Annotated in this window: 14 protein-coding genes; 2 read left to right on the forward strand and 12 right to left on the reverse strand. The window is 46.2% G+C overall.

Features of this window, described 5'->3' with window-relative positions:
• Positions 1–52 precede the first annotated feature (52 nt).
• From H7T88_RS04620 to H7T88_RS04655, 8 genes are all read right to left on the reverse strand, one after another.
• Positions 53–3586, reverse strand: coding sequence for a DUF5704 domain-containing protein (locus tag H7T88_RS04620; protein WP_260510699.1), 3534 nt, complete (start codon positions 3584–3586; stop codon positions 53–55).
• Positions 3587–3750: 164 nt separating this feature from the next.
• Positions 3751–5016, reverse strand: a complete 1266-nt coding sequence (locus H7T88_RS04625; RefSeq protein ID WP_221787453.1) for an S-layer homology domain-containing protein — start codon at positions 5014–5016, stop codon at positions 3751–3753.
• A gap of 360 nt (positions 5017–5376) precedes the next feature.
• Entirely contained in the window at positions 5377–6906 is a 1530-nt protein-coding gene (locus tag H7T88_RS04630) for an extracellular solute-binding protein (RefSeq protein WP_260510700.1), read from the reverse strand.
• Between the two features lie 122 nt (positions 6907–7028).
• Positions 7029–8132: a glycoside hydrolase family 88/105 protein gene (locus H7T88_RS04635; protein ID WP_221787294.1), complete on the reverse strand. Its 1104-nt coding sequence runs from the start codon at positions 8130–8132 to the stop codon at positions 7029–7031.
• Between the two features lie 23 nt (positions 8133–8155).
• A complete protein-coding gene (locus tag H7T88_RS04640; protein ID WP_090915455.1) occupies positions 8156–9655 on the reverse strand; it encodes an extracellular solute-binding protein in 1500 nt (499 codons plus the stop codon).
• A gap of 84 nt (positions 9656–9739) precedes the next feature.
• Positions 9740–10612, reverse strand: coding sequence for a carbohydrate ABC transporter permease (locus H7T88_RS04645; RefSeq protein ID WP_090915457.1), 873 nt, complete (start codon positions 10610–10612; stop codon positions 9740–9742).
• Positions 10613–10657: 45 nt separating this feature from the next.
• Positions 10658–11611 carry an ABC transporter permease gene (locus H7T88_RS04650; protein ID WP_090915459.1) on the reverse strand — a complete coding sequence of 318 codons (954 nt, stop codon included), beginning with the start codon at positions 11609–11611 and terminating at the stop codon, positions 10658–10660.
• Between the two features lie 294 nt (positions 11612–11905).
• Positions 11906–14242 (reverse strand): helix-turn-helix domain-containing protein, encoded by a 2337-nt coding sequence (locus H7T88_RS04655; RefSeq protein ID WP_221787296.1) that lies wholly within the window; start codon positions 14240–14242, stop codon positions 11906–11908.
• Positions 14243–14950: 708 nt separating this feature from the next.
• Here H7T88_RS04655 and H7T88_RS04660 point away from each other — a divergent pair.
• Positions 14951–17005, forward strand: coding sequence for an endonuclease MutS2 (locus tag H7T88_RS04660; protein ID WP_221787301.1), 2055 nt, complete (start codon positions 14951–14953; stop codon positions 17003–17005).
• A gap of 185 nt (positions 17006–17190) precedes the next feature.
• Positions 17191–17421, forward strand: a complete 231-nt coding sequence (locus H7T88_RS04665; protein ID WP_221787303.1) for a cysteine-rich CWC family protein — start codon at positions 17191–17193, stop codon at positions 17419–17421.
• A 292-nt stretch (positions 17422–17713) separates the two neighbouring features.
• On the opposite strand, the gene H7T88_RS04670 is transcribed toward H7T88_RS04665, so the two are convergent.
• The 4 genes from H7T88_RS04670 to H7T88_RS04685 form a co-directional block, all read right to left on the reverse strand.
• Entirely contained in the window at positions 17714–18859 is a 1146-nt protein-coding gene (locus H7T88_RS04670) for a mannitol-1-phosphate 5-dehydrogenase (protein WP_221787307.1), read from the reverse strand.
• Complete coding sequence (locus tag H7T88_RS04675; protein WP_221787309.1) at positions 18856–19290, reverse strand: PTS mannitol transporter subunit IIA; 435 nt, start codon at positions 19288–19290, stop codon at positions 18856–18858. Before H7T88_RS04675 ends, H7T88_RS04670 begins: the two co-directional genes overlap by 4 nt.
• 1 nt (position 19291) lies before the next feature.
• Positions 19292–21400, reverse strand: coding sequence for a BglG family transcription antiterminator (locus H7T88_RS04680; RefSeq protein ID WP_154887575.1), 2109 nt, complete (start codon positions 21398–21400; stop codon positions 19292–19294).
• Between the two features lie 66 nt (positions 21401–21466).
• Positions 21467–22930, reverse strand: a complete 1464-nt coding sequence (locus tag H7T88_RS04685; protein WP_221787312.1) for a PTS mannitol transporter subunit IIBC — start codon at positions 22928–22930, stop codon at positions 21467–21469.
• Between the last annotated feature and the right edge of the window lie 75 nt (positions 22931–23005).

Genomic DNA, 23005 nt, shown 5'->3' on the forward strand with positions numbered 1-23005 from the left:
ACAGCTACTTCGTATATAAAGCTTCTACTTTTATTTCAAACCCGTCGTTTCGCTAATGAGGTACCTGCGCTTGAAAATCATCACGGCTAGATTGATCTGCATGATACCACACCACATCTCCATCTCTCGTCTGCCATCTTATCCCCTGTTCATCCACTGGACTTCCATTAAAACCTTCCAGTTTCCATTGATTCATTAATGGGGCGTGCATATATTGCAGATGAGGCGCGAGTGTATTGCCATTTTGTAACGTTTCCAGATTAAAGTTCACTACAATGTATCCATCTTGCAGGAATACAGGAGCCTTGTCATCTAGCAAAGTTTCTCGGGCCAGACGCTCCAGATTCGTGCCTTTGGGAACAGCATATACATCGGCTGGCAGGCTATATTCTCCGTACCAGCGCTGTATGGCGGCATTCGCCCGATCTATATCCACCCCGGAAGGAAGGTCTGTTTTTGGACCTATGAGTGTACGAATCTGTGACGGGAGAATCATCCAATCGTACCTGCCTGTCCAAGTTTGACGATATGACATCTGGGTCACAAACCGAACCATCGCCTGTTCCAGCGTATACAACTGCCGATCTTCTGATGTCCATTCATGGGTGTACTGATAGCGTGCTGTATCGCTGAGTTCCATTCCAGGCACGTTTCGTAGCCTTGCGTTCAGCACTACATAACGCTTCTCAACATCCTGTGCCGATCCAATAAGGATAAGTTGCTGCTGCCCTCGATGGTAGTACAAATCCACTTCCTGCCTCTTGGTTCCGTCTTTGGGGATATAAAAGAAAGTTGGTGTGATTCGGATACCATCCTGTTTGCCAAACATATTCCCCTTGGTCTTCACATCAAACTTAAAGTGATAGCCTGTCTTCACAGCGACATTGCGGTATCCCTGCACAGGGTGGCTACCTGGGCGGATTGGCAAAACATACGGAGCCAGGTTGCCCCTCGGATCTCCATCAATTTCATTTGTTCCTGTCCAGTAGTTAACACCCGTAGGCTCGGGACTTCCTGGTCTTTGACGAAACACCCTCTCCCAATGATAGTCCGCGATATCTGTGATTCGAAAATCATACAATCGCCCAATGACCTCCACAGCTATCGTATCCGTTGCGACATGATGTGCCAGATCCGTATTAGCATCAGGTTGTTCTGTAAACTGCATGGGTGCATTTTCTGCGATGTTGCGGAACTCAATCTGATAGGCGCCTTCATCGATCCAGACAGGAAGCACAAAGGTAGTATCCAGTTGATTGACGGGAATATCAACCCAGGTTTTGGCTGGGATAAAGCTACTTTTGCCATCGGTGTAAACATCGAACGGGAAACGCACCTGTTTACTGCGAAAATACTTCCCGTAATCGCGATTTCCGTAACCTGGATAGCGTACTTCATCTAGATGTTGTCCTGACGTGGGGATACGGACCAAGAATGGACGCTCCAGAATTAACGCCGCCCGCATAGGATCTGGCTTCGTTTTTTGGTTATGCGGCTGGTCATCCGAAACCCAAGCATAGTCGACCACTGGTGTATGTACCGTGACCGGATTGATTCCAGGAATTGAAAACCGCTGATTTTGTCCAGCGTTTACGTTTTCAGGCAGTAGTCCGTAGAATATGTCACCCGTGCTCGGCTGATCTGCTCTGTTCATCAGTGTGTTCTGAATGGTTAATCTGTTCTGATATAACACATCATCCCCGATCATATGAGGCTGCGGAATCATTCCAGGTCTGGGGGCTTCCTTCTGGGCTGGGCTATTATTCATAATAGTCGTACCATTAAAGACCACTTTGTCATTGTTAACCGTATTCTCCTGAACCACCGCTTCTGCTTCTGCTTGAAAAAGTGAAGTTTCCATCGGCGTAGGCGGCTCAGTGGAACCTCCAGGGACAGTCTGGGTACCCAGATCAATCTCACGACATGGCGAAGGTTTAACATGACTCTGCACAGCAGTATCCGTCATAGATTGTAGAGTTGGAGGTATGTAGGAATTTGGTGTCAGCGTAACTACACCTCCGTAACCACCAAGCGCATAGTTAGACACCTTGGCTTCATTTAATTTGTAGACCTCTAAGTTATCAATCCGCCAATAACTATATTCCCTTGTTACTCGCATCGATCGATCACCTGGCACATCACGTTCTTTGGGCTCTGGTTGTGTGCCTGGATCCCCCTCACCGCGGGAAGGTCGGCCTGGTATTGTCCACGTTTTGTGGTACGTCTTCTTGACTTTAACATCATAGGTCACTGTGCCCGTCATGTTCACCCATCGGTGCTGAAACAAATATCCTTTGGCGAGAACATTTGCATATAAATCTTCCGACGTTGGGATTCCTCGTGTAACATCAAATTTCTCGGCACCCCGAATGTCTGCTCTGAGCACCCCTTGAACCGAAGGATCCATCACTTTAGCTTCAAGTACTGCGCCTCGACTTGGTGGACTGATGCTCACCGGACAGGCATTCGCAGGATCGTTTCCTGGATCTTCACCGCCCGTGTCTCCTCCACCTCCGCCATTAGAGCATTCCTTGACCTCAAGCTCTTGTTCAGCCTGTTCATCTATACGCTGGGCGGTATCCAGGAAATGAGCTTTGATGATCGTAGTACCCACAATACCCTTTGTTGTAATTTTGCCATCAGCACCGATTGTCGCCACAGAAGCATTCGAACTGGTCCACGCCAATTTGGGATGCACCGTCAATTTATGGATACTTCGATCCGATTTGGTAAGGACTGCTTCCGCCTGCAATGGTGTTGTCGTAGATTTACAGGCATTAGGCAGGTTCACAACCAGTCCCGGTTCGGACGTCACGGTAACGGTGGCTGTATCCGAAATGAGATATGTACCATTGTTCCAAATTGCACGTACCGTAACCGTTCCAGGGCTTTCTGCTTTTAACATACCTGTCTTTAGTTCAATGCTTGCCACCGCTTCGTCCGAAGAAAACCATTTAATCTCCGTCTCCCTGCCAGATACATCGACTCCCTCACTCCACGTTGTGGAACCATAGCCTTTGGTCTTTACTTTGGCTACCATCTGTTTGGTCTGGCCAATGGTTAGGGTAATATCAGGTGTAACGTCAATCTCTTTTTCTTCATAAATCTTCCCTTCCCAAAAGATACTGACGGGCGTGTGGTAAACCATTCTAAACTTCGGCTTACCTCCTGGTCTAGTTCCAAACTGTTCTCTTTCAAAAAAAGTATATCCCTTACCAGTGTATGTTCGAATATCTGCATTACTCTCACTCGTAACCCGTGGAATCCCTATTCCTTCATAGCTGTTAACTTGCTGATATCTAACACCATTAGGATCATCTTTTAACTTAATATCTGTTACAATTGAGGATTCAATAATATTCCCTCTATAGGGTTTCCAACTTTCTGGAGGCCATTCTCTCATATTCAAGTTGTCTGGTATTTCTGTTTTGACAGGGTAAGCATCCTCATCTGTTCCTCCGTTAGCTACATCTTTGTGAGTTCCTTGATATTCCGCCCTAAACTTGCCTGAATCAAGTTGATACCAGTAAACACCTGGTCTCCCCTCTGTTGCATCCGCATCTACAATTACTGCCGAACCCTTCATGAATTTAGGCCCATATTGTTCTGCTGCAGCATTAACTCCAAAGATATAATTTGAGAAATAATATAGCAAAGTTATAAAACACGCGATGAAACAAATTCTAATTAAACGCTGAACATTAATTGTAGAAGCAAATTTTTTATTTAATTTAACCACCACCAAAAGTTCTATTGATAGATCTGAACTTCTTTACCTGCATCATCTTTTATCATATATCCGCCTTGCACAGCGTCTAATGTATGTGATGTCCAAAATCTAAATGGAATATCTTTCTTCAAAACCTTGCTTGTATCATCAGGTAATGTAACAAATCCCTTCTGTTTCAAATACGCCTCATTAAATAATCGCTGAACTGGTATAGCTATGTTATTATTTGCTCTAGCGAAAGTTAAAAGATTCGACTTCTCCAATTTAGATGTAAATGTAATATCAGCATACGTGGAGAAACGACCTACCTGAGCTCTAGTCAAGTTTTCTTGATCTACAAACAACCCAGCGTATAAGCCTCTAGCTTGTTTTCCTCGAGTGTCTACGACAATAAACCTATGATATTTCACGACACCAACTTTATTTTTAAGTGTGTACTCCGTGTTAACGATATCTTTGAAACTTCCCTTGATATACTTATAATTACTAATCGTCGTTAAATTCGTACCTGTCGTGCCCACTTCCCGCATCTCGTTCAGGTCGCTGTACTTGGAAGCATCTGTTCCCTCCACGTCCATGTAGCGAAGCAGAATAGCAGAAACCTCTGCACGAGTTGTCGTATCTGCCGGTTTTAACGTGCCGTCTTGAAATCCACCGACAATGCCTGTTCCGCGCACTAGGGCGAGGTACGGAATCTGTTCGTTACGAATCGTTCCGCGGTTTACTTCGGGTGTAGGCAGTAAGGTGTTTTTCGTATCATTAAAAGCATTCTGAAAACTGCTGTCCGACTTGATCAGTCCGTTTGCAATCCACTTCATCATTTCATATCGTGTCAGTTCCGTATTGGGCTTAAAGCCGCCTGCATAATCACCAGCGTCAATAAAGCCTTGTCCCACCAACTGGCGGACAGCCGTTTCAGACCAATGTCCTTGAAGATCAGAGAAAGAAGACTGCCCCTGAGCATTCTCGATTCTGGTCGCGCGAGCTAGTATTGCTGCATATTCCCCGCGGGTGATCTTATCATTCGGGCGGAAAGTGCCATCCTGATAGCCGGAAATCAATTTTTTCTCATATGCTTTTGCAATCGTTGCCTGAGCCCAGTGTCCTTTGATATCGCTGAACCGACTCCCTACACTGTCGCTCACTCCCGCAGCACTAACCTCTGTCGTCCACTGCCCAGATCCCATTCCAAAAGAAAGACATGTACCTGCCATCATGACTGCTGTTAACAGCCCTATCATATAAACAAATCTTCTTTTCTTCTTAACTTGAACCACTCGCTTCATCTTCAATCTGTTCACGCTCCTTTGTACCTTAGTATGGGGATGCTTCATTTGCTCAAACGGATGACTTGCTTATCAAACATAAGTCAAAATCCTAAATATGGAATTATAATCAATATTCTACCATGTATAACTGGTATTTTGGTATCATTTTCATACCTCCCCATGATTCTAAGGTGACCATCTCCCCCTCCTTGAGACCTACTCTTTATCCTAAAAAAACAAAAAAAGGCCATGAATCCGTAGATTCATAGCCTTATGCTTTAAGGTGTGGTCTCACTTATTAAATTATGGAATTTATCCTCTTTTATAGAATAAACTTATTCCTTGCATGAAATCAACCTTTTTTTATGGCAGTCTCATTTATTTCCCGTTCAGCTCTTTATACGAAGCTTCCAGTTCTGTGATCAGCTGGTCACCGCCTGCTTTTCTCCAGTTGGCAACTTCCTGTTCCCAGCCAGCATCATCGATCTTGCCCATAATGTATTTGGTCTGCGCATCCCAGATCATCTGATCCAGTTCCTGACCGCGCTCTGTATAGATCACCGAGGACAGCGTAAGTGCAGGATTAGCAATTGCATACTGTTCATTTTCTCGAGCCATCTTCGTGCCTTTCATACCAATAGGAACATCGACCAGTTCAGGCACATTGTATCCTTCCACACTTAGCAGATTATCACGATATGGTTTGACCTCACGCTGATATGCATCGAAGTCTTTCAGTTCCGTTTTACCGTCAGCGGTCTTGCTGTAGTGCACATCGAGTAAACCACGCAATTGCAGCGTGCTGAGTTCCTCGTCCATCAGCTGATCCAGGAAGGTGAGTACCTTTTTGAGTTGCGCTTCATCCGTTACAGATGCTTTGGGAATGACAAGCATACCGTAGTTTCCAGGCTCACCGGCAATGCGAATGCCATCTGGCCCTTGAAACGGCGCTACATCAATGACACCATCCGGTGCATTAGGTGTGAGCCGTTGCTGGGATGATTTCCCGTTCTGAGCAACACCGTTCAGTTTCATAGCAACGAGACCTGAATCCATTTTTTTGTCCGCATCGGAAGGGTCCAGTGCAGGGAAATCACTATTGATCAGCCCTTCATTAAAAAGTCGCTTGAACAGCTTCATCGTATCCACATATTCAGGAGTCAGAAATTCTGGTGTTAATTTACCAGCGTCGTCTACACCCCATTTGTTGACTCCACCAATACTTACAGCAATCCGGGTCAGCGGTGAAGATACACCCTCGTTATACTTTTTAAACAACAACGCACCATACGTATCTTCCTTGCCATTACCATCTGGATCATCCTTGCGGACAGAACGCATAACCTCATACCAATCATCCAGATTTTTCGGGATATCCAGTTTCAGCTTATCAAACCAGTCTTTCCGATATACGATCGCCGTTCGTCCGATATCCCGGAAATTCGGGATGCCGTAGATTTTACCTTCGATCTTGATGTTATTAAAATGGGCCTCCGACTGGGCAGACAAGTTTTTGTAATCTTTCAGGTAAGGCCCGAGTTCCCAGAACAATCCTGTCTTTGCCGCATTAAAAGTTGTAGGTACATAATTGACACGCATAATCGTTGGCATCTCCCCTGATGCCACCATGACATTGACTTTGTCGTCGAACGCCGATTGCGGAATCCACTGCACGTTTACATCGGTATTCGTGTATTCCTCAATCTTCTTCTCGATTGCATTTTCCTTAGCGGGCACATCACCCACCTGCATCAATGAAATTGAAAGGGGCATTTTGCCTTCCCCGGCGGCTGGAGCTTTTTCTCCCCCACATCCAGCCAGCAAACCGGCAGACATCGCGCCAACAATAACGAAGCTTCCTACGCGAAACATTGGACTCTTTGAACGTTTTGGACTTTTTGGACTCATGAACCATCTCTCCTTTTGGATAAACCTATTGTTCAGTGGACTTGCCCTCATTCCTCAATCATAGATGCCTTCAATCTCGTAATGTATGCGCTATCATAATGCTTTGGAGAAAAGAACCGGCATTATGCCAGTTCCATCTCTACCCCTGCCAAAATAAATGGAGCAACGGATTTCGGATCATTAATACGAATCGATTCAGTCACATAGTACTCATAGGACCCGTCACGATACGGAGTTCCTCCAAGACCTGCTCCCCCGTTGCACTGTGTCAGGGAAAGCACACCCTCCTGGTCTGTTTGCAACAGATGTTGCAACAGGCCTTGATATCCTTTTTCCGCAATCGCTTTGAACTTCCCGCTCAAGTATCCTTTGCGCACACCCTTGGCAAGGGCATATACAAACATCGAAGTGCCCGAAGCCTCCAGATAATTCCGCTCGCGTCCTGGCTGATCGAGCAGATGCGGCCACAATCCTGTCTCCTGATCCTGTACATGGATAAGCGCATTTGCGAGTCGCTCGAAAATACCGATAATCTGTCCACGTTGCTCATGATCAACTGGCAGATAATCCAGCGTATCTACAACCGCCATCACGTACCAGCCTACTGCCCGGCTCCAGACATGTGGTGAGCACCCTGTATCTCCGGAGCTCCAGCGTTGCTCTTTGCTCTCGTCCCAAGCGTGGTAGAGCAGACCACTGCGTGGATCACGAGTTTGTGCTTCCACCAAAAGCAATTGCAAAGCAGCCTTGTCAAACCACTTCTCTTCACCAGTCACGGCTCCATATTGAGTCAGATAAGGTGTCGCCATATACAATCCATCCAGCCACATTTGGAACGGATAGATTTTCTTGTGCCAGAAACCGCCCCCACTTGTGCGCGGTTGCCCTTTCAGTTGCGCCATCAGCAACTCAGAAGCTTTGCGATACTTTTCCTGACCTGTTTTCTCCAGCAGGAAAAATAGTGATTTTCCCTGGTTGATCTGATCCAGATTATATTCCTCAATCGTATAGGACCGAATCGATCCGTCTTCCTGAATGAAATGATCCATAAGTTCCTGAATATAGTCAAAATATCTCTGTTCACCTGTACGAGCGTAGAGTTCTTCCAGTGCTTTGAGCAGACAACCGTTCTCATAATGCCAAGTCGCATACAGCTCATGGCTGCGATAACTCTCCATAAACTGGTCGGCCATGCGCATAGGTGTATGTTGTAACGTTTCCTTCATGATCAAACCTCCGGTTTCGCTCCTTATTGAGCCTGTTTTTTGTAATCCTCGGCATATTCCTCGCGGATTTTGGTACCGCCTGCATTAGCCCAATTCTCAATTTCCTTTTCCCAGCCGCTTTGATCGATCTTGCCCATAATGTATTTGGTTTGCGCATCGGCAATCATCTGATCCAGATCTGCTCCGCGGTCACCATATGTTGGAGAATACAACGTCAATGCAGGGTTTGGTACTGCATGTTCTGCCAGTTCCTTCACCAAAGCTGTTCCTTTTTCTCCAAGCTCGGTGTCCTTCAGTTTAGGTACATTGTAACCATCAACATAAGGGAAATTATCCCGATATGGCTTCACTTCACGCTGGAAAGCATCGAAATCACTCATTTCCACTTCGTTGTCTCCGACTTTGGTGTAATGTTTGCCTTCCAGACCACGCATTAGCAGCGTTGCCATCTCTGGATCCATCAATTTATCCAGGAAGGAGAGCAAGTTTTTCAGTTCCTCTTCCGATTTTACCGTTGCTTTCGGGAAAGCCAGAATACCCGAGTTACCTGTCTGTCCAGCTACACGGTCACCATTTGGCCCTAACAGACCGGCAATATCTACAACACCGTCCGGATTATTTTTTGACAGACGTTCCTGCTGGCTCTTACCATTCTGTGCCACACCTACACGCATGCCGACAACACCGGAATCATACTTTTTCTCCGCTTCCGTTGAATCAAATACAGCGAAGTCCTGGTTCAACAATTTCTCTTCATACAAACGTTTCAACAAATCCATCACTTGCATATATTCCGGTGTCATGAATTCTGGTGTAAAGCTCCCATCACTCTCAACCTTCCATTTGTTCGGTGCGCCAAAGCTCACACCAAGACGAGTCGTAAAAGAATACTGATCTTCGTTATACTTTTTGAACAACATCAATCCAAACGTATTCGCCTGTCCATCGCCATCCGGGTCGGAAGTAGACAACGTCTTGATCGTTTCATACCACTCATCCGGTGTTGTTGGTACTTTCAGATTCAACTTGTCAAACCAATCCTTGCGGTAAATAACAGTTGCCCGTGCAATATCGGAGAATACCGGCACGCCATAAATTTTTCCTTCAACCTTGATGTTGTCAAAGAAACGTCCGTTTTGGGCAGAAAGGTTTTTGTAATCATTGAGTAAAGGTCCGACTTCCCAAAATACGTCATTTCGCATCGCATTCGTTACCGTCGGGTTATATTGCACCTTTACGATTTTCGGCATGTCGCTGGAGGCGATCATGACATTAATTTTGTCATTGTACGCAGATGCCGGTATCCACTGGATGTCCAGTTTGGTTTTGGTATATTCCTCAATTTTTTTCTGTACATCGTTGCCCTTGCTCGGCACGTCACCCACCTGTGCAATAGCGATAGATACATTCTGTACGCCGCCTTCGGCAGCCTGACCTTCATCTGATCCGCATCCTGCCAGCAAACCGGTCACCAGAGCCAGTGTACTCAGAACAGCTACGGCTTTCTTTTTTGTTGCCTTCATTCATGAAAACCTCCCTTTTTGATATACAGTCACAGACTGGTATTCACAATTCAGTAATACGCTTCACACCACACACTGCACTAATCAGCCTTTTACCGAACCGAGCATCACTCCCTTGGCAAAATGCTTTTGCAGGAATGGGTAGACCAGCATAATCGGAATGGTAGAGAATACGATAACAGCCATGCGAATCGTAAGCGGCTGAATTTCGGTTTCTTCAATGCTCGTATCTCCGATTCGACTCTGTGCCAAAATGACAATTTCACGTAGCCAGACTTGTACAGGCCACTTCTCACTGTCGTTGATATAGATGACGGCACTGAAGAAGCTGTTCCAGTGTGCCACGGCATAAAAGAGTGAAAAGGTAGCCATGGCTGGCATCGAGAGTGGTAGCACAATGCGGAACAAAACGCTGACATCGTTACAGCCATCGATTTTGGCCGCATCTTCCAGCTCATCCGGGATGGCTTGGAAGAAGTTTTTGAGTACGATCAGGTTGAAGGCACTGATAGCCGTTGGCAACATCAAAGACCAGAGTGTATCGGTAAGATGCAGGGATTTAACGACGAAATACGTTGGAATCATACCGCCACTGAACAGCATCGTGAAGAGTACACCCAGCAGAATCGGCTGGCGTCCGCGCAAATACTTTCTGGATAGCGGGTAAGCCATAAGCGATGTAAACAGCAAGTTGATTAGCGTACCCACAACGGTGATATAGATCGATACACCGAGACTTCGAATCAATGTATCCGTAGAAAAAATGTAACGGTAAGCTGCCAAGGAGAACTCTTTCGGAAAAAGAATAAATCCTCCTTTGGCCACTTCATGCGGGCTGGTAAACGACACAGCCAAAATATAAATGAACGGGATTACGGTCACAATACCAATCAAAAGCAGCAAGCCATGATTCACAAAATCAAAGATCCGGTTGCTCCATGTTTTGTCCTGTTGCATCTAATGTTCACTCCTGTCTGATGAAGAGCGTCTGCCAATATTGCATTAATAGACGCCTTCCTCCCCGAATTTTTTGGCTAACGTGTTGGCACCAAGCACTAGCGCCAGTCCGACAACCGACTTAAACAATCCGACAGCAGCACTATAACTGTACTGTGCCTGGGTAAGCCCCTTCGTGTATACGTAGGTATCAAATACCTCGCCCACGTCACGGTTAGTAGGTGTCAGCATCAGGAAGATCTGTTCAAAGCCTGTATCCAGGAAGTGACCCAGACGCAAAATGAGCAAAATGATGATGGTACTCCGAATCGCTGGCAACGTAATGTGCCAGGTCTGACGCCAGCGGTTAGCACCGTCAATCCGAGCAGCCTCATAAAGCTGCGTATCTACGCCAGAGAGTGCCGCCAGGAAGATAATTGTGCCCCAGCCTACTTCTTTCCAAATGGATTGTCCTACAATCATCGTACGGAACCATCCTGGTTCAAGCAGAAAGGCAATTTTTTGTCCCGTCAGGTTGTAGAGCAGTTCATTGATTGCACCGCCTTCAGTCGTGAACAGCATGTAGAACACACCAACCACAACAACCCAGGAAACAAAGTGTGGAACGTAAACCAGTGTCTGCACGAAGCGTTTAAACCGCTCCCGCCTAACCTCATTCATCATGAGCGCAAGCACAATAGGTAATGGAAAAAAGAAAACCAGATTATAAATCGCAAGTAAAAACGTGTTTCTAAATAAGGTCCAGAACTGCGGTTCTCCAAAAAAACGCTGGAAGTGTTTGAATCCTACCCAATCACTCCCCAGGATGCCTTTGTACGGTGTGTAATCCTGAAAAGCCATCGTAATCCCATACATCGGTATGTATTTAAAGATAACAAAGTAAAGCACTCCCGGAATCAGCATAATGTACAGCCACCGGTTTTTGATGACGTCCCTCCAGAGCAGGTTTTTGTCACTGCGGGTAGCGGGCCTTGTTCGAGCAGCCGTTTCGGCTTTCATAGTGTCTTCCTCCCCACGTTGGAAACGATTACAAAAGATCACTTCCTGAATTCATGTCTCCATTGTGGCGGATAATCGAATCACTGGCTATCATCTCGTTTTAGCCTCTTGTTTTTCCTTGTGTATCAAGGGTTTTAACCACTTAAGAATGGCTGGCGCTACTAGAAATGAACTGCTTTCAACCTGCATGTTCCTGGTTTAACTATGGCTTATAAGCTGCGAATGGGCTCAAAAAGAAAGTTAAATTGAACGACAAAAGCCTGCCTGCCATGGGGGCAGAGCAGGCCATGTTCTCTAGCGTTGCTGCTCCCGGTACTTGCCGGGAGTTGTTCCTGTTATTTTGCGAAATGTACGGATAAAAGCTGTCGGGTTCGTGTAATTTAATTTTTCGGCGATTTCCGATATTTTTAAATCTGTCGTCTGTAGCCACGTTTTGGCTTTTTCCATGCGGTACTCTGCTAGATATTCGGTAAAATTAACACCCGCTTCCTTCTTGAAGACCCGGCTTAGATAGACCGGATGAAAGTTCAACTCCTCGGCACAAGCCTCCAGCGATAAATCCCGATCATACCGTTCCTCGATCAGTCGAATCATCCGGCGGGCGATATTCATATATTGTGACTCCTCTTGTTCCTTCCAGTAACGAATCACAGGCAGAAATAAACGCTTACGGAACCAACCCGTCATCTCATCAAGTGTAGATAATTTCAGCAAGTATGCCATGGAAGCTTTCTCACCAAGCACTTCTGCCACATCCCCGCCCTGCTCTTGCACAAGTTGATATACCCGTGACAATAACTGCACCATAATGACTGGATACTCGCTGAAATGCAGCTTTTTATCCGCCAGTAATCCTAAATATTGTGTAAAATAGATATCTGTTTTTTCTTCGTCTCCCTGTTTGATCGCTGAAGCCAACTGATCTTCGATCATTCGTAACTGCGTATACAGCGCAGCTTCCACCTGACCTCTTGGTTGGATGTCCTCATAATGTAAAATAATACGGCTACCCAAGCTGACTCTGCCTTGCAACGCTTCTTTGCTCTCTTGATAGGCTCTAGGCGTATCTCCAATGCTGGAATAAGCCCGGCTAATACCTATGCTTACTGGCAGATTCAGATAGGTTACAACCCGTTCACGAATCCAATCGGCCTGTGTGTGCATCCATTCCTTCAGCTGTATCTCATCACTCAGTTCAGAAGCAAGCACGGTAACCTGCGCATCATCTAGCATGACCGGTGTGAACCGAATCTCGGAAGGAATCAACTCACCTACCATATTATTGACCGCAAATAGCAATAGATCCCGATCCTGCTCCTCATATCTCGTGCCTTCAAGCGTATCAATCTGAAGCATCAGCACGCCCAGATGTGACCATCCGGTCGGGAAATCATACAATTCGCCCTGATATCTGAAATCTTCTTCCGATATTTTACCTGTCAGCAGCTTGGTCATGAAAAACTCCTGAAGATGCACATGTTGCCCCTTCATCTGCTCACGCATCGTTCTCTCCGAACTGAACAGGGTAGACAAGCGTTCCTCAATATAAATAAACTCATCCTGACGGCGTCCAGCTGGAGGGAGCGGAGAATCTAACCCTTTTGTAAACTGCAACAGTCTAGAGATTGGTGAGTACATACGCCGGCTACCGTAGATGGCCACAAGCCCTGTCACCAATAACATGATTAACGTCGCCACACCGGTCACCACTGCGATTTTTTGTGACTGGGCTGTAATCTGTCCAAGCGAAACAACCGATACGTATAACCAGCTGTTTAGCGGAGACTGCCTGTAGCTGACGGCTACGGGTTTGCCCTCCACTTCTGCGCTGTAAAAACCTTGTGCTTCCCCCGTTGTCTGAACCCTCTCCTGAATGTCTTGGTTGAGCAGATCGTATTTATTTCCATAATTCGTGTCATTCAGAAAGTATTTCTGGTCTTTATCCAGAACATACAAATCACCCGAATTCGGATTCCGGCTCAAAAAGCTGCTCAGCTCTGCATCCGCAATATCAATGACAAGGAACCCTTTCGGTTTCACATTTGTGGGCACCATCGGAATTTTAAAAACCATGCTGACTACATTATCAGAAGAGATCAAGGTAGGAGCCTGTTCCGTTAAAGCCTCACCCATGCCAGCAGATACAGGCACACTCTCTTTGGATGAACTTTTATTCTGAGTCACCCAGAACAAACTGTTGGTGTATGTAAGATAAGTTCCGATTCGGTCTCGAATGCTGAAATCATTGATTTTACCAAATGAACGCATCGATACGACCCAGTCCTGTTCCAGATTTACAAGGTAAGCCTGATCAATACTTGTGACCGCCTGAAGATTGTTAAAACCGGATGTCAAATCGCGAATTTCTTGAAATTCGCTACTATTCAGCGGTTGCTTCATTGCACGAAGCACCAAAGGTGAATTGACATACTGGATTGAGGACAGTTGTAAACTTCGTAATACTTGTTCTACTCGCATCTGAGTCTGATGTAGTATCTGAAGATTACTCTCGCGCACTTTCTGTTCGATATCACGCGAGGCAATCGTATACGAGACGGAACCAATCACAATGACTGGCAATGCCCCAAGAATCATCGTAAAGCAGAGTAGACGCAGTAGATATTTAGGCAAGAAGAGCATCTCCCTTTTATAAAAAATCGCTTACATTGGATTAAATTACTATTGTTATTTTAAAACCCAATCATAATCAAGTCCACATCTTTATTCAGATTTGTTGACTTGAAGTGATTTCCAGTTTATATTACATGTATATTCCTCAGGTCGAAGGAGAGATTTTGATGTCGGTGAGCGTTCTTAACTAATCAAGTTTCATATTCAGGAGTTTGGCTTTTCATGACACTTTTGCCGTCAAGGCATACGTGTGTTTCATGATGCGTCAGATCCCTGTACTTAGTTAAGAACAGCGGAAATCAAACATCGCCTCCGGGATTGCCTATGTCCGGGTCTATTGCCGCGCTGTGTTCAGCGCGGATTTTTTTTGTATAGACTCTCTTTATGGACTCTGCTTTCCCATACGTTCAGGGCGGAGAATGACGTTTGTTCATTCTCCGCCCTTTTTGTGTTTTCCATGAGAAATATTTTTGACTATATAAATTGAACTAAAGATTATTCACACATGCACTCCGATGACAGAATAACCTTCCAATCGCTGTTATCCCCAGATTTTCTTGATCCCCTTTTAGAAAGGATAAAATCTGGTGATAAAGGCGAACGCTTCGCTTCTCCAGGTCTTTTCTGTCCTCTTCGTTTCCGTGTAAATGAATAGCTCAATTTATATAAGCACAACAAAAACATTTTACATGAAGGAGAGATTTACACATGAACAACAATACCAACAATAATGACGCTAGCAAGACGGCAAATATCAAGAGTTCAAACGAACAAACCCTAACCATTCTTGGCTTCCATCATATTCAAAAAAATATTGCTGACTGCGCCCTTTCCTATCTGGGGAAACGTTATGCCCGTGAACTCAAACCGATGACCGATGTGCATCTGATTCAGATGCGTCTGGACGAAGCTGCGGAGGCCACAGCTCTTGTCCGTTTTGGGGCGAGCGTGCCCATCCCTTCGCTGGAGGGGATGGAAACGATTATCAACCTGCTTGGCACGGGATATCTGTTCAGTGAACGCGACTTCAGTCATCTCGCGCAATTTCTACACAGCTGCACACAACTGATGAAGTATATGGAGAGTAAATCCGGCATCGCTCCCATCGTAAGTCGTTATGCATCATCTATGATGCTTATAGAACCCTTACGAAGTGAAATCGAACGCTGTATCCACAACGGTCGAATTCAGGATCAAGCGAGCAAGGAACTCTTACGGATTCGAAAGAAAATGACCGTGCATGAGGAACGCATGAAGCGCAAGCTGGATTCACTGGTTAGCAAGCACCGTTCGATCATGCAGGAGCAGGTCGTGAGCCAGCGAAATGGAAAAACCGTACTGCCCATTAAAAAAGAGTTCCGTAAACAGGTTAAAGGCAGTGTACTCGACGAATCGGGTAGCGGCCAAACCGTATATATCGAACCAGCCGAGCTGTCAGGACTGCAGATAGAACTCTCTTCACTGCAAGCCGAGGAGTCCAGGGAAGAGATGAAAATCCTTGGAGACTTGACTTCCCTGGCCGAATCGTACAGCCGGGAAATTGCACTGAATACAGAAACCGTTGGCGTGCTTGACTTCCTGTTTGCCAAAGCAAAATATGCGGCGGCTATAGATGGTCAATCCGTACGCGTTAATAGCAACGGTAAAGTTAAACTGCAACGAGCGAGACACCCCTTGATGGGGCCGTCCATGGTCCCGCTTGATTTTTCCATCGGATACACTTACTCGTCCCTTATCATTACAGGCCCGAACACAGGCGGTAAAACCGTTGCTCTCAAAACAATGGGGTTGCTCACTCTCATGGTGCAATCTGGGCTGCTTGTTCCTGTGGATGAAAGAGGTGAAATGGCCGTGTATGAACAGATCGCAGTGGATATTGGCGATGGACAGAGTCTTGAGCAGGCACTCAGCACATTCTCAGCGCATATTCGGAATATGATTACCATTCTGGAGCAGGCGAATCCTTCCACGCTTGTACTGATTGACGAGATGGCATCAGGTACAGATCCAGGAGAAGGTGTAGGACTTTCCATTGCTATGCTGGAGGAATTGCATCACCGCGGAGCAACCGTGGTAGCTACAACACACTTTGGGGAAATTAAGCATTTTGCCTCAGCCACATCTGGATTTGAAAATGCACGCATGGAGTTTGACACCGCATCTCTCCAACCTCTGTATCGACTTCGGATCGGAGAAGCCGGTGAAAGCTATGCATATTCGATCGCGCTGAAGCTGGGCATGCCCCAGCATATCATCGCTCGTTCCAAATCTGTTGTGGATGAAGCTCTCACGAAGAACATGATGCAAGATGTTGCAAAAGAATCGCAATCACAAACAGATAGTGAACATCACACTACCTTGCCTGTCTCTATGGAACACACTGATTCTATAGAGCAAAATGCACATACGACCGTCCCAAATAAGACTATATCTCCAAACGGTGCGCCTCCCGTCTCCAATTCGGCACCAGCACCAATACGTGCTTTTCGTAAAGGAGACCGCGTCTACGTTGCCTATCTGGATCAGGCAGGTATAGTAAGTGAAGAAGAGGATAACCGTGGACAGATCGGGGTCATGATTCGGGGCCGCAAACTAAAAATTCATAAGAAACGTCTGCGTCTGCACATCTCTGCTGATGAGTTGTATCCAGCCGATTATGATCTCGACATTGTGCTGGAAAGCAAAGAAAACCGCAAAAAACGCAAACTCATGGGGCGCAAGCATGTAGAGGGATTACAAATTGAGCTACCACCGGAAGAATGAAGGCACGCCCACGCATTTAAAAAATCAACCTGTGCATATGTTACTCTCATACGGGTACTTGCAGCGCAGATGGATTAAGTCACGATTATAAAAGGTGGGAGCAAAACTAATGTATTTGTTATACTGAAATCAACAAAAGGTCATTGCCCGGATTGTAAAACAATGAAAAAGGAGGGAGATAGGCCATGTCTGATCAACAGGACAGCACTCCTGGCAAAACGCTCAATGCGCTGATATGTCCACTTTGCGGAGAAAGCAATGCTTGTGCCTATGCTGAAGGTAAACCACATTCGGAATGTTGGTGCGGCCATGTTTCCTTCCCCGAAGGTGTGTTTGAACGCATTCCAGCCGAGAAACGCGGCAAGTCATGCATTTGTCAGCAATGTTTGGAGAACTATGTACGTGAGCATGAGTAACTATTTTGCTATAACCAGCTCTTATTCGCTAAAAGCGATATGAAGAGCCGATTGTTAACTAGGATCGAAAAATAAAAGAAACCATTCCCTCTCAAATGGAACTGTATCATGAATTTGAAGGGATGGTTTCTTTATATTCGAGACTTAAGTTCGTTATTACGTTTGGTATCTCTATTCCATCTATATTTCTGTATAAACAGATAGATAAACTTGCTAACGTCCCAGCCTTAGTGGATCCACGCTGAGCTTTCAATACACTATGCCAGACTTCGATTACTGTTATACAAACCGATTACATCTGTTTGTACTGCTTCACTGCCTCCACCAGTACCGGATGATTCTCATCCATACCAGTATAGTGCGATAATGCGGCTTCAACGCCTTTTTCGCGGATCATGCTTTGTAGCTCCACCGCTTCGGGATCATCAGACACATCAAACTTGCAGGCCGCCGCCATGCCCATGGCGAGATGTGTCACTGGCATGTCTTCTTCATACGCCAGAAGTGCCGGGCGAACGAGACGATCATTCGGGGAAAGCTTGCGTAGTGGCGAGCGCCCCACACGGGTTACCTCGTCGGTCAGATAAGGATTAACAAACCGCCCCAAAATTTTTACAATATACTGCTCATGTTCTTCCGGGTTGAAACCAAAGCGTTTCACCAGCACCTGACCCGTTTCCTGCAGTGCTCCATATACCACGGATTTCACCTTTTCATCGGCAATAGCCTTCTGAATGGTATCATATCCGTGCACATAGCCGATATATGCCGCAACGCAATGTCCCGTATTCACAGTAAACAGCTTACGCTCAATGTACGGTTCCAGATCGTGCACATAAACAACACCATCCATTGGTTTGAATGCAGGTGCCATTTGCGAGCGATCCACTACCCACTCGTAAAAAGGCTCCACCTGAACATGCAACATGTCTTCATGATTCTGGATGGGGACAATCCGGTCTACGGCCGAATTGGGAAAGTAAACATATTCATCAGCAAACCCGCGAGCTTGCTCATCCAGCAAAGCATACACATGCTCTTTCAGCTGAGCGCTTCCACCGATGGCATTTTCACAAGCGATAATATGCAAAGGCTTTTGTACAGAACCTGCACGTCTTCTTTGCTCCAGACCTTCTGCGATTCCTGGTGCAATATGCTTTAGTATGCCTACACCAACTGCGGTTGTAACCAGGTCAGCTTCTGCCACGGCCTTAGCAACTGTCTGCAACTCCCGTCCATCAATGGCTTTTACTCCGGTTACGGTCTCCTGATCTTTGCTTTCATTGGCAAGCTCTACGGTGTACTCCCCGCGCCTCCGAAGAGCATTCACTAGTTCCTGATTTACATCCGAGAACGTCACTTCATATCCGGCACGGGACAGAATCAAACCAATAAATCCGCGTCCGATGTTACCTGCGCCAAAGTGGAGGGCCTTCATAGCTCCATTTCACTTTCTAGAATGGTGATTACTTCCTCAGCAGTTTTCGCATAACGCAGTGCTTCCATATTCTCTTCTTCGGCACAGATTACTGCAATGCTCGTCAGAATTTCCATATGTTCGCCGCCTTGTGCAGCGATGCCAATGACCATATAAGCTTTTTCCTCTCCAAAATCAACCCCCTGCGGGAACTGAATTACCGAGATACCGGTCGAGAGAATGAACGTTTTGGATTCTTTTGTACCATGCGGAATAGCCAGTCCATTGCCGACATAAGTGGATACAATCTCTTCACGCTCAATCATTTTGCCAATGTAATCTGCAGTGATATGACCTGCATCCTTCAAAATCTGTCCTGCCATACGAATCGCTTCATATTTATCTTGAGCCGTCGCGTTCATGATGACTTTGTCTTTTGTTAACATACTCATGTTAAATACCTCCAATTTCATTTTTACTGCGATAGAACCCAACCAGTTCACGGGAAAGGTAATGGATGATTTCATCCCTGTTTCCTTTGCCCAGCAGTGTAATCATCTCTTCTTGCAGAAGCAGTGCACTAATCTCGCTGAGCACCTCCAAACTTTCTTTGGACAACTCCTTTGGCCCCAGCATCAGTAATACATGACTGACACCTTCCGGGTCCTCCACTGTTCGAAGCAGAGGTTCCTCTAGTTGAAAAAGACTGATGGACGGCTTGTAGATACTCTCACTCCGTGTATGGAAAAGGGCCAGCTGCGTCCCGGGAATCTTCTGACTTCCCATCGACTCGCGAACCTCAAGCAACTTGGCGACCTCGCCCGGGTCTTTCAATATGCCTGAGCGATGTGCAACCTTACACATCCCAAGCACACTTTGAGCAAAATCAAGATGCGCATTATCCATTGCATGTACCTGAAACTTACCGATAATGCGTACAATTTCAAGCAGCGTTGCTTCCATTCCGTCCGCATCGGAGATCCTACGAGTGGGTGTCTCCTTGCCCATGTCGCGGGATTTGCGATGTTGCCGCTGTAACGTTGTAGTTTTGATAAAATGTCGCAAGCTCTCGCTTTCTTCGGCTGTCAATAGCGGACTGACCTTGTAATACTGATCTTCCTCCATCGGTAAATCGACCGTAGACAACACCAGATCATACTCATCGGTTGGCATTCGTGCGGCTTCGTACCAAGAGACACTGTCTATAATCTGGATCTCCGGAAATTCCTTCGACAACCGGCTGGATAACATGCGCGAGGAGCCAATGCCACTGTTGCATACAACGATGGCCCGAATTTCCTGCTTCAACGCTCGCAACCGTTCAATGGATGCACCAAAGTGCATGACTAGAAAACCGATCTCCTCATCCGGCACTTCTGCTCCCGGCCATGCATGTAACACAGACCTTTTCACCTGTTCAAAAAGAGTGTCATAATCCTTGCGAATTTGTTGCAGCAGTGGATTACGTATCATCTGATGCCCTTCAAGTCGCTCCATTACCGGTACCATATGTGCAATTAAACCTTCACGTAGCAAGCGGTCTTCATGAAACGCATAACCTGTTCTTTGTTGCATCTGGTCCGTAAGCGAATGCACCCTGTCCATCAGAATCAGATCATCGATCGGGAGCAGTCGTGAAGAATGGATCTGTTGCTCTGTCTCCGTAAGCAATTGGTGAAAATAAGCTTGCTCTTCATCCGAGAAGCCGACTCCAAGCTGTGAGGATAGAACACTGCAAAGGCGCGAAGCCATGAAAACTGGCACTCTCTCTTCATGTTGCTCTGCCACGGTTCCAGTGCCTGCAATCGTTCTTATCCCTGAGGAAGAACGTTCTATGTTAAAACCTTTACGTATCCGAACCACAGCAGCCGATAACTGAATGAGCAATTTCATGTATTGCCGCTCAGGTATCTTTTCAAGCCATTCGATATCCGGTTGCCACAATGCATTTTCAATGGTAAGTACATCGCTGTGACCAATCATACTGAGCAACTTTTGATTAACGATGGAGCCTCCTTGCTCAGGCTGTCTACCAAAGAGATCCGACTCATCCAGTACTTCCAAAGCAAGCGCTGCAATGGCTCTGCGATGAATCGCTTCACTTCCGGTAATTTTGACACCGTAGCCTCGCCTTCGAACAAGCTTCAGACCCGCCTGCCGAATGCGTGACTCCAGATCATCCAGATCGGTGGTGACCGTCGAAACGGTCACTTTCAGATCGGAAGCGAGAGCAAGCAGTTTGACCGGCTCAGCTTCATCCAGCAGGATGCAAAGCATGAAGAGCTTACGCTCTTCCGGCGTAAACTCTACATATTCATTACCCTCCAGTTTCTGGCGTAATGCACTGAGGTCATCTGAACCGGAATCAATGCGTATTCCGGTTCCCGACTTTTTTTCGAGGCGCATACCGAGTGGTTCAAGCCACTGTTCAATCATCAGCAGCTCACGATGCACGGTACGTGTACTCACTTTTACTTCAACGGCAATTTCACCCGCGGTGACTTCATGGGGATGTTCCAACAGGAATTCCACGATTTCACGTTGTCTTTTGGTAATACTCATATCTCAGCCTCCGGCTCTGGGAAAACGGCTGCCCTTGTTTGAAGCTGGTTCGCAGTCTGCTCCCTTTTACTTCAAACGTTCAACAAGCGCATCGTATTCCGGGCTTTTTAGGAAGTTGTCAATGGATATATGCTCTGCATTAGGTGCTACCGAACGTGCACGATCCGTTAGTGTTTTTTGCGTAATAACAACGTCTGCGTCTTGCGGAATTTCACTGATCGCCGTGTTAGTTACAGCAACGTCAATTCCTTCGGTTTTCATTTTTTTGCGCAGAATCGAAGCACCCATTGCACTCGACCCCATACCTGCATCGCAGGAGAAAACAATCTTTTTCACATCTGCTTTTGCCTTGGATGCAACGGAAGTTGCGATATCCGCTGCTCTTTTCGCTTCATGGTTATCCGCTGTGATGGTTACGTTTGCTGTATTGCCTTGGCTCTTCATATCTTTCATTCGACTGGAGGCTTCTTCCAGATCCTCTTCCTTCTGTTTACCCGTTTTGAGTAACAGAGAGGCAATCAGGAAGGAAACCACCGCTGCCACGATAACCCCGGCAAGCATTGGGATATATCCACCTTTTGGCGTCAACAGGAAATAGGCAATGATACTGCCTGGTGATGGTGCCGAAACCAATCCCGCGCCAGTTAGCATGAACGTTAACGTACCCGCTACACCGCCGGCGATGGCTGCCAGAATCAAAATAGGTCTCATCAGGATGTACGGGAAGTAAATCTCATGAATCCCGCCGAAGAAATGAATGACCACCGCACCAGGTGCAGAAGATCTCGCCATTCCACGACCGAAGAAACAGTAAGCGAGCAAAATACCTAGTCCTGGTCCCGGGTTAGACTCAAGCATGTAAAGAACGGATTTACCTAATTCTCTTGCCTGATCTGTTGCAATTGGCGTTAAGATCCCGTGGTTAATGGCATTGTTCAGGAACAATACTTTACCCGGTTCAATAATCAGATTGACGAGTGGCAATAAGCCCAGATTCATCAAACCTTGTACGCCAGCAGACAACACTTTGCTAATGGCCTCTACTGCCGGCCCGATACCGAGCAAAGCAAAGATCGCCAAAATACCGCCGATAATTCCTGCCGAGAAATTGTTGACCAGCATCTCAAAACCGGCTCTGATCTTGCCCTCAATGGATTTATCAAACTTCTTGATCACCCATGCACCGAAAGGCCCCGCAATCATGGCCCCGAGGAACATTGGAATATCCGTTCCGACAATGACACCGATGGTCATAATCGCCCCGACGACACCACCACGTGTGCCATGCACCATCGTACCCCCGGTGTAACCGATCAGTAGCGGCAGCAAATAAGTAATCATCGGCCCTACAAGCTGCTCTATTGTCGCATTCGGAAACCATCCTGTTTTAATAAACATCGCTGTAATTAATCCCCAAGCAATAAATGCTCCCATATTGGGCATGACCATACCGCTCAGAAATCGTCCGAAGCGTTGCACACCAACACGTAACCCACCTTTGGAATTGGATGTTTGATCCAAATTACTCATTGGTTTATCCTCCTTGAATCAAGTCATTATTTCGTATGAAAGGGGTATCATTGATCCCCTGCTGTAATCCTAAGC

Origin of the sequence: Paenibacillus cucumis (ex Kampfer et al. 2016), assembly GCF_019748695.1 — a bacterium.
Lineage (GTDB): Bacteria > Bacillota > Bacilli > Paenibacillales > Paenibacillaceae > Paenibacillus > Paenibacillus polysaccharolyticus.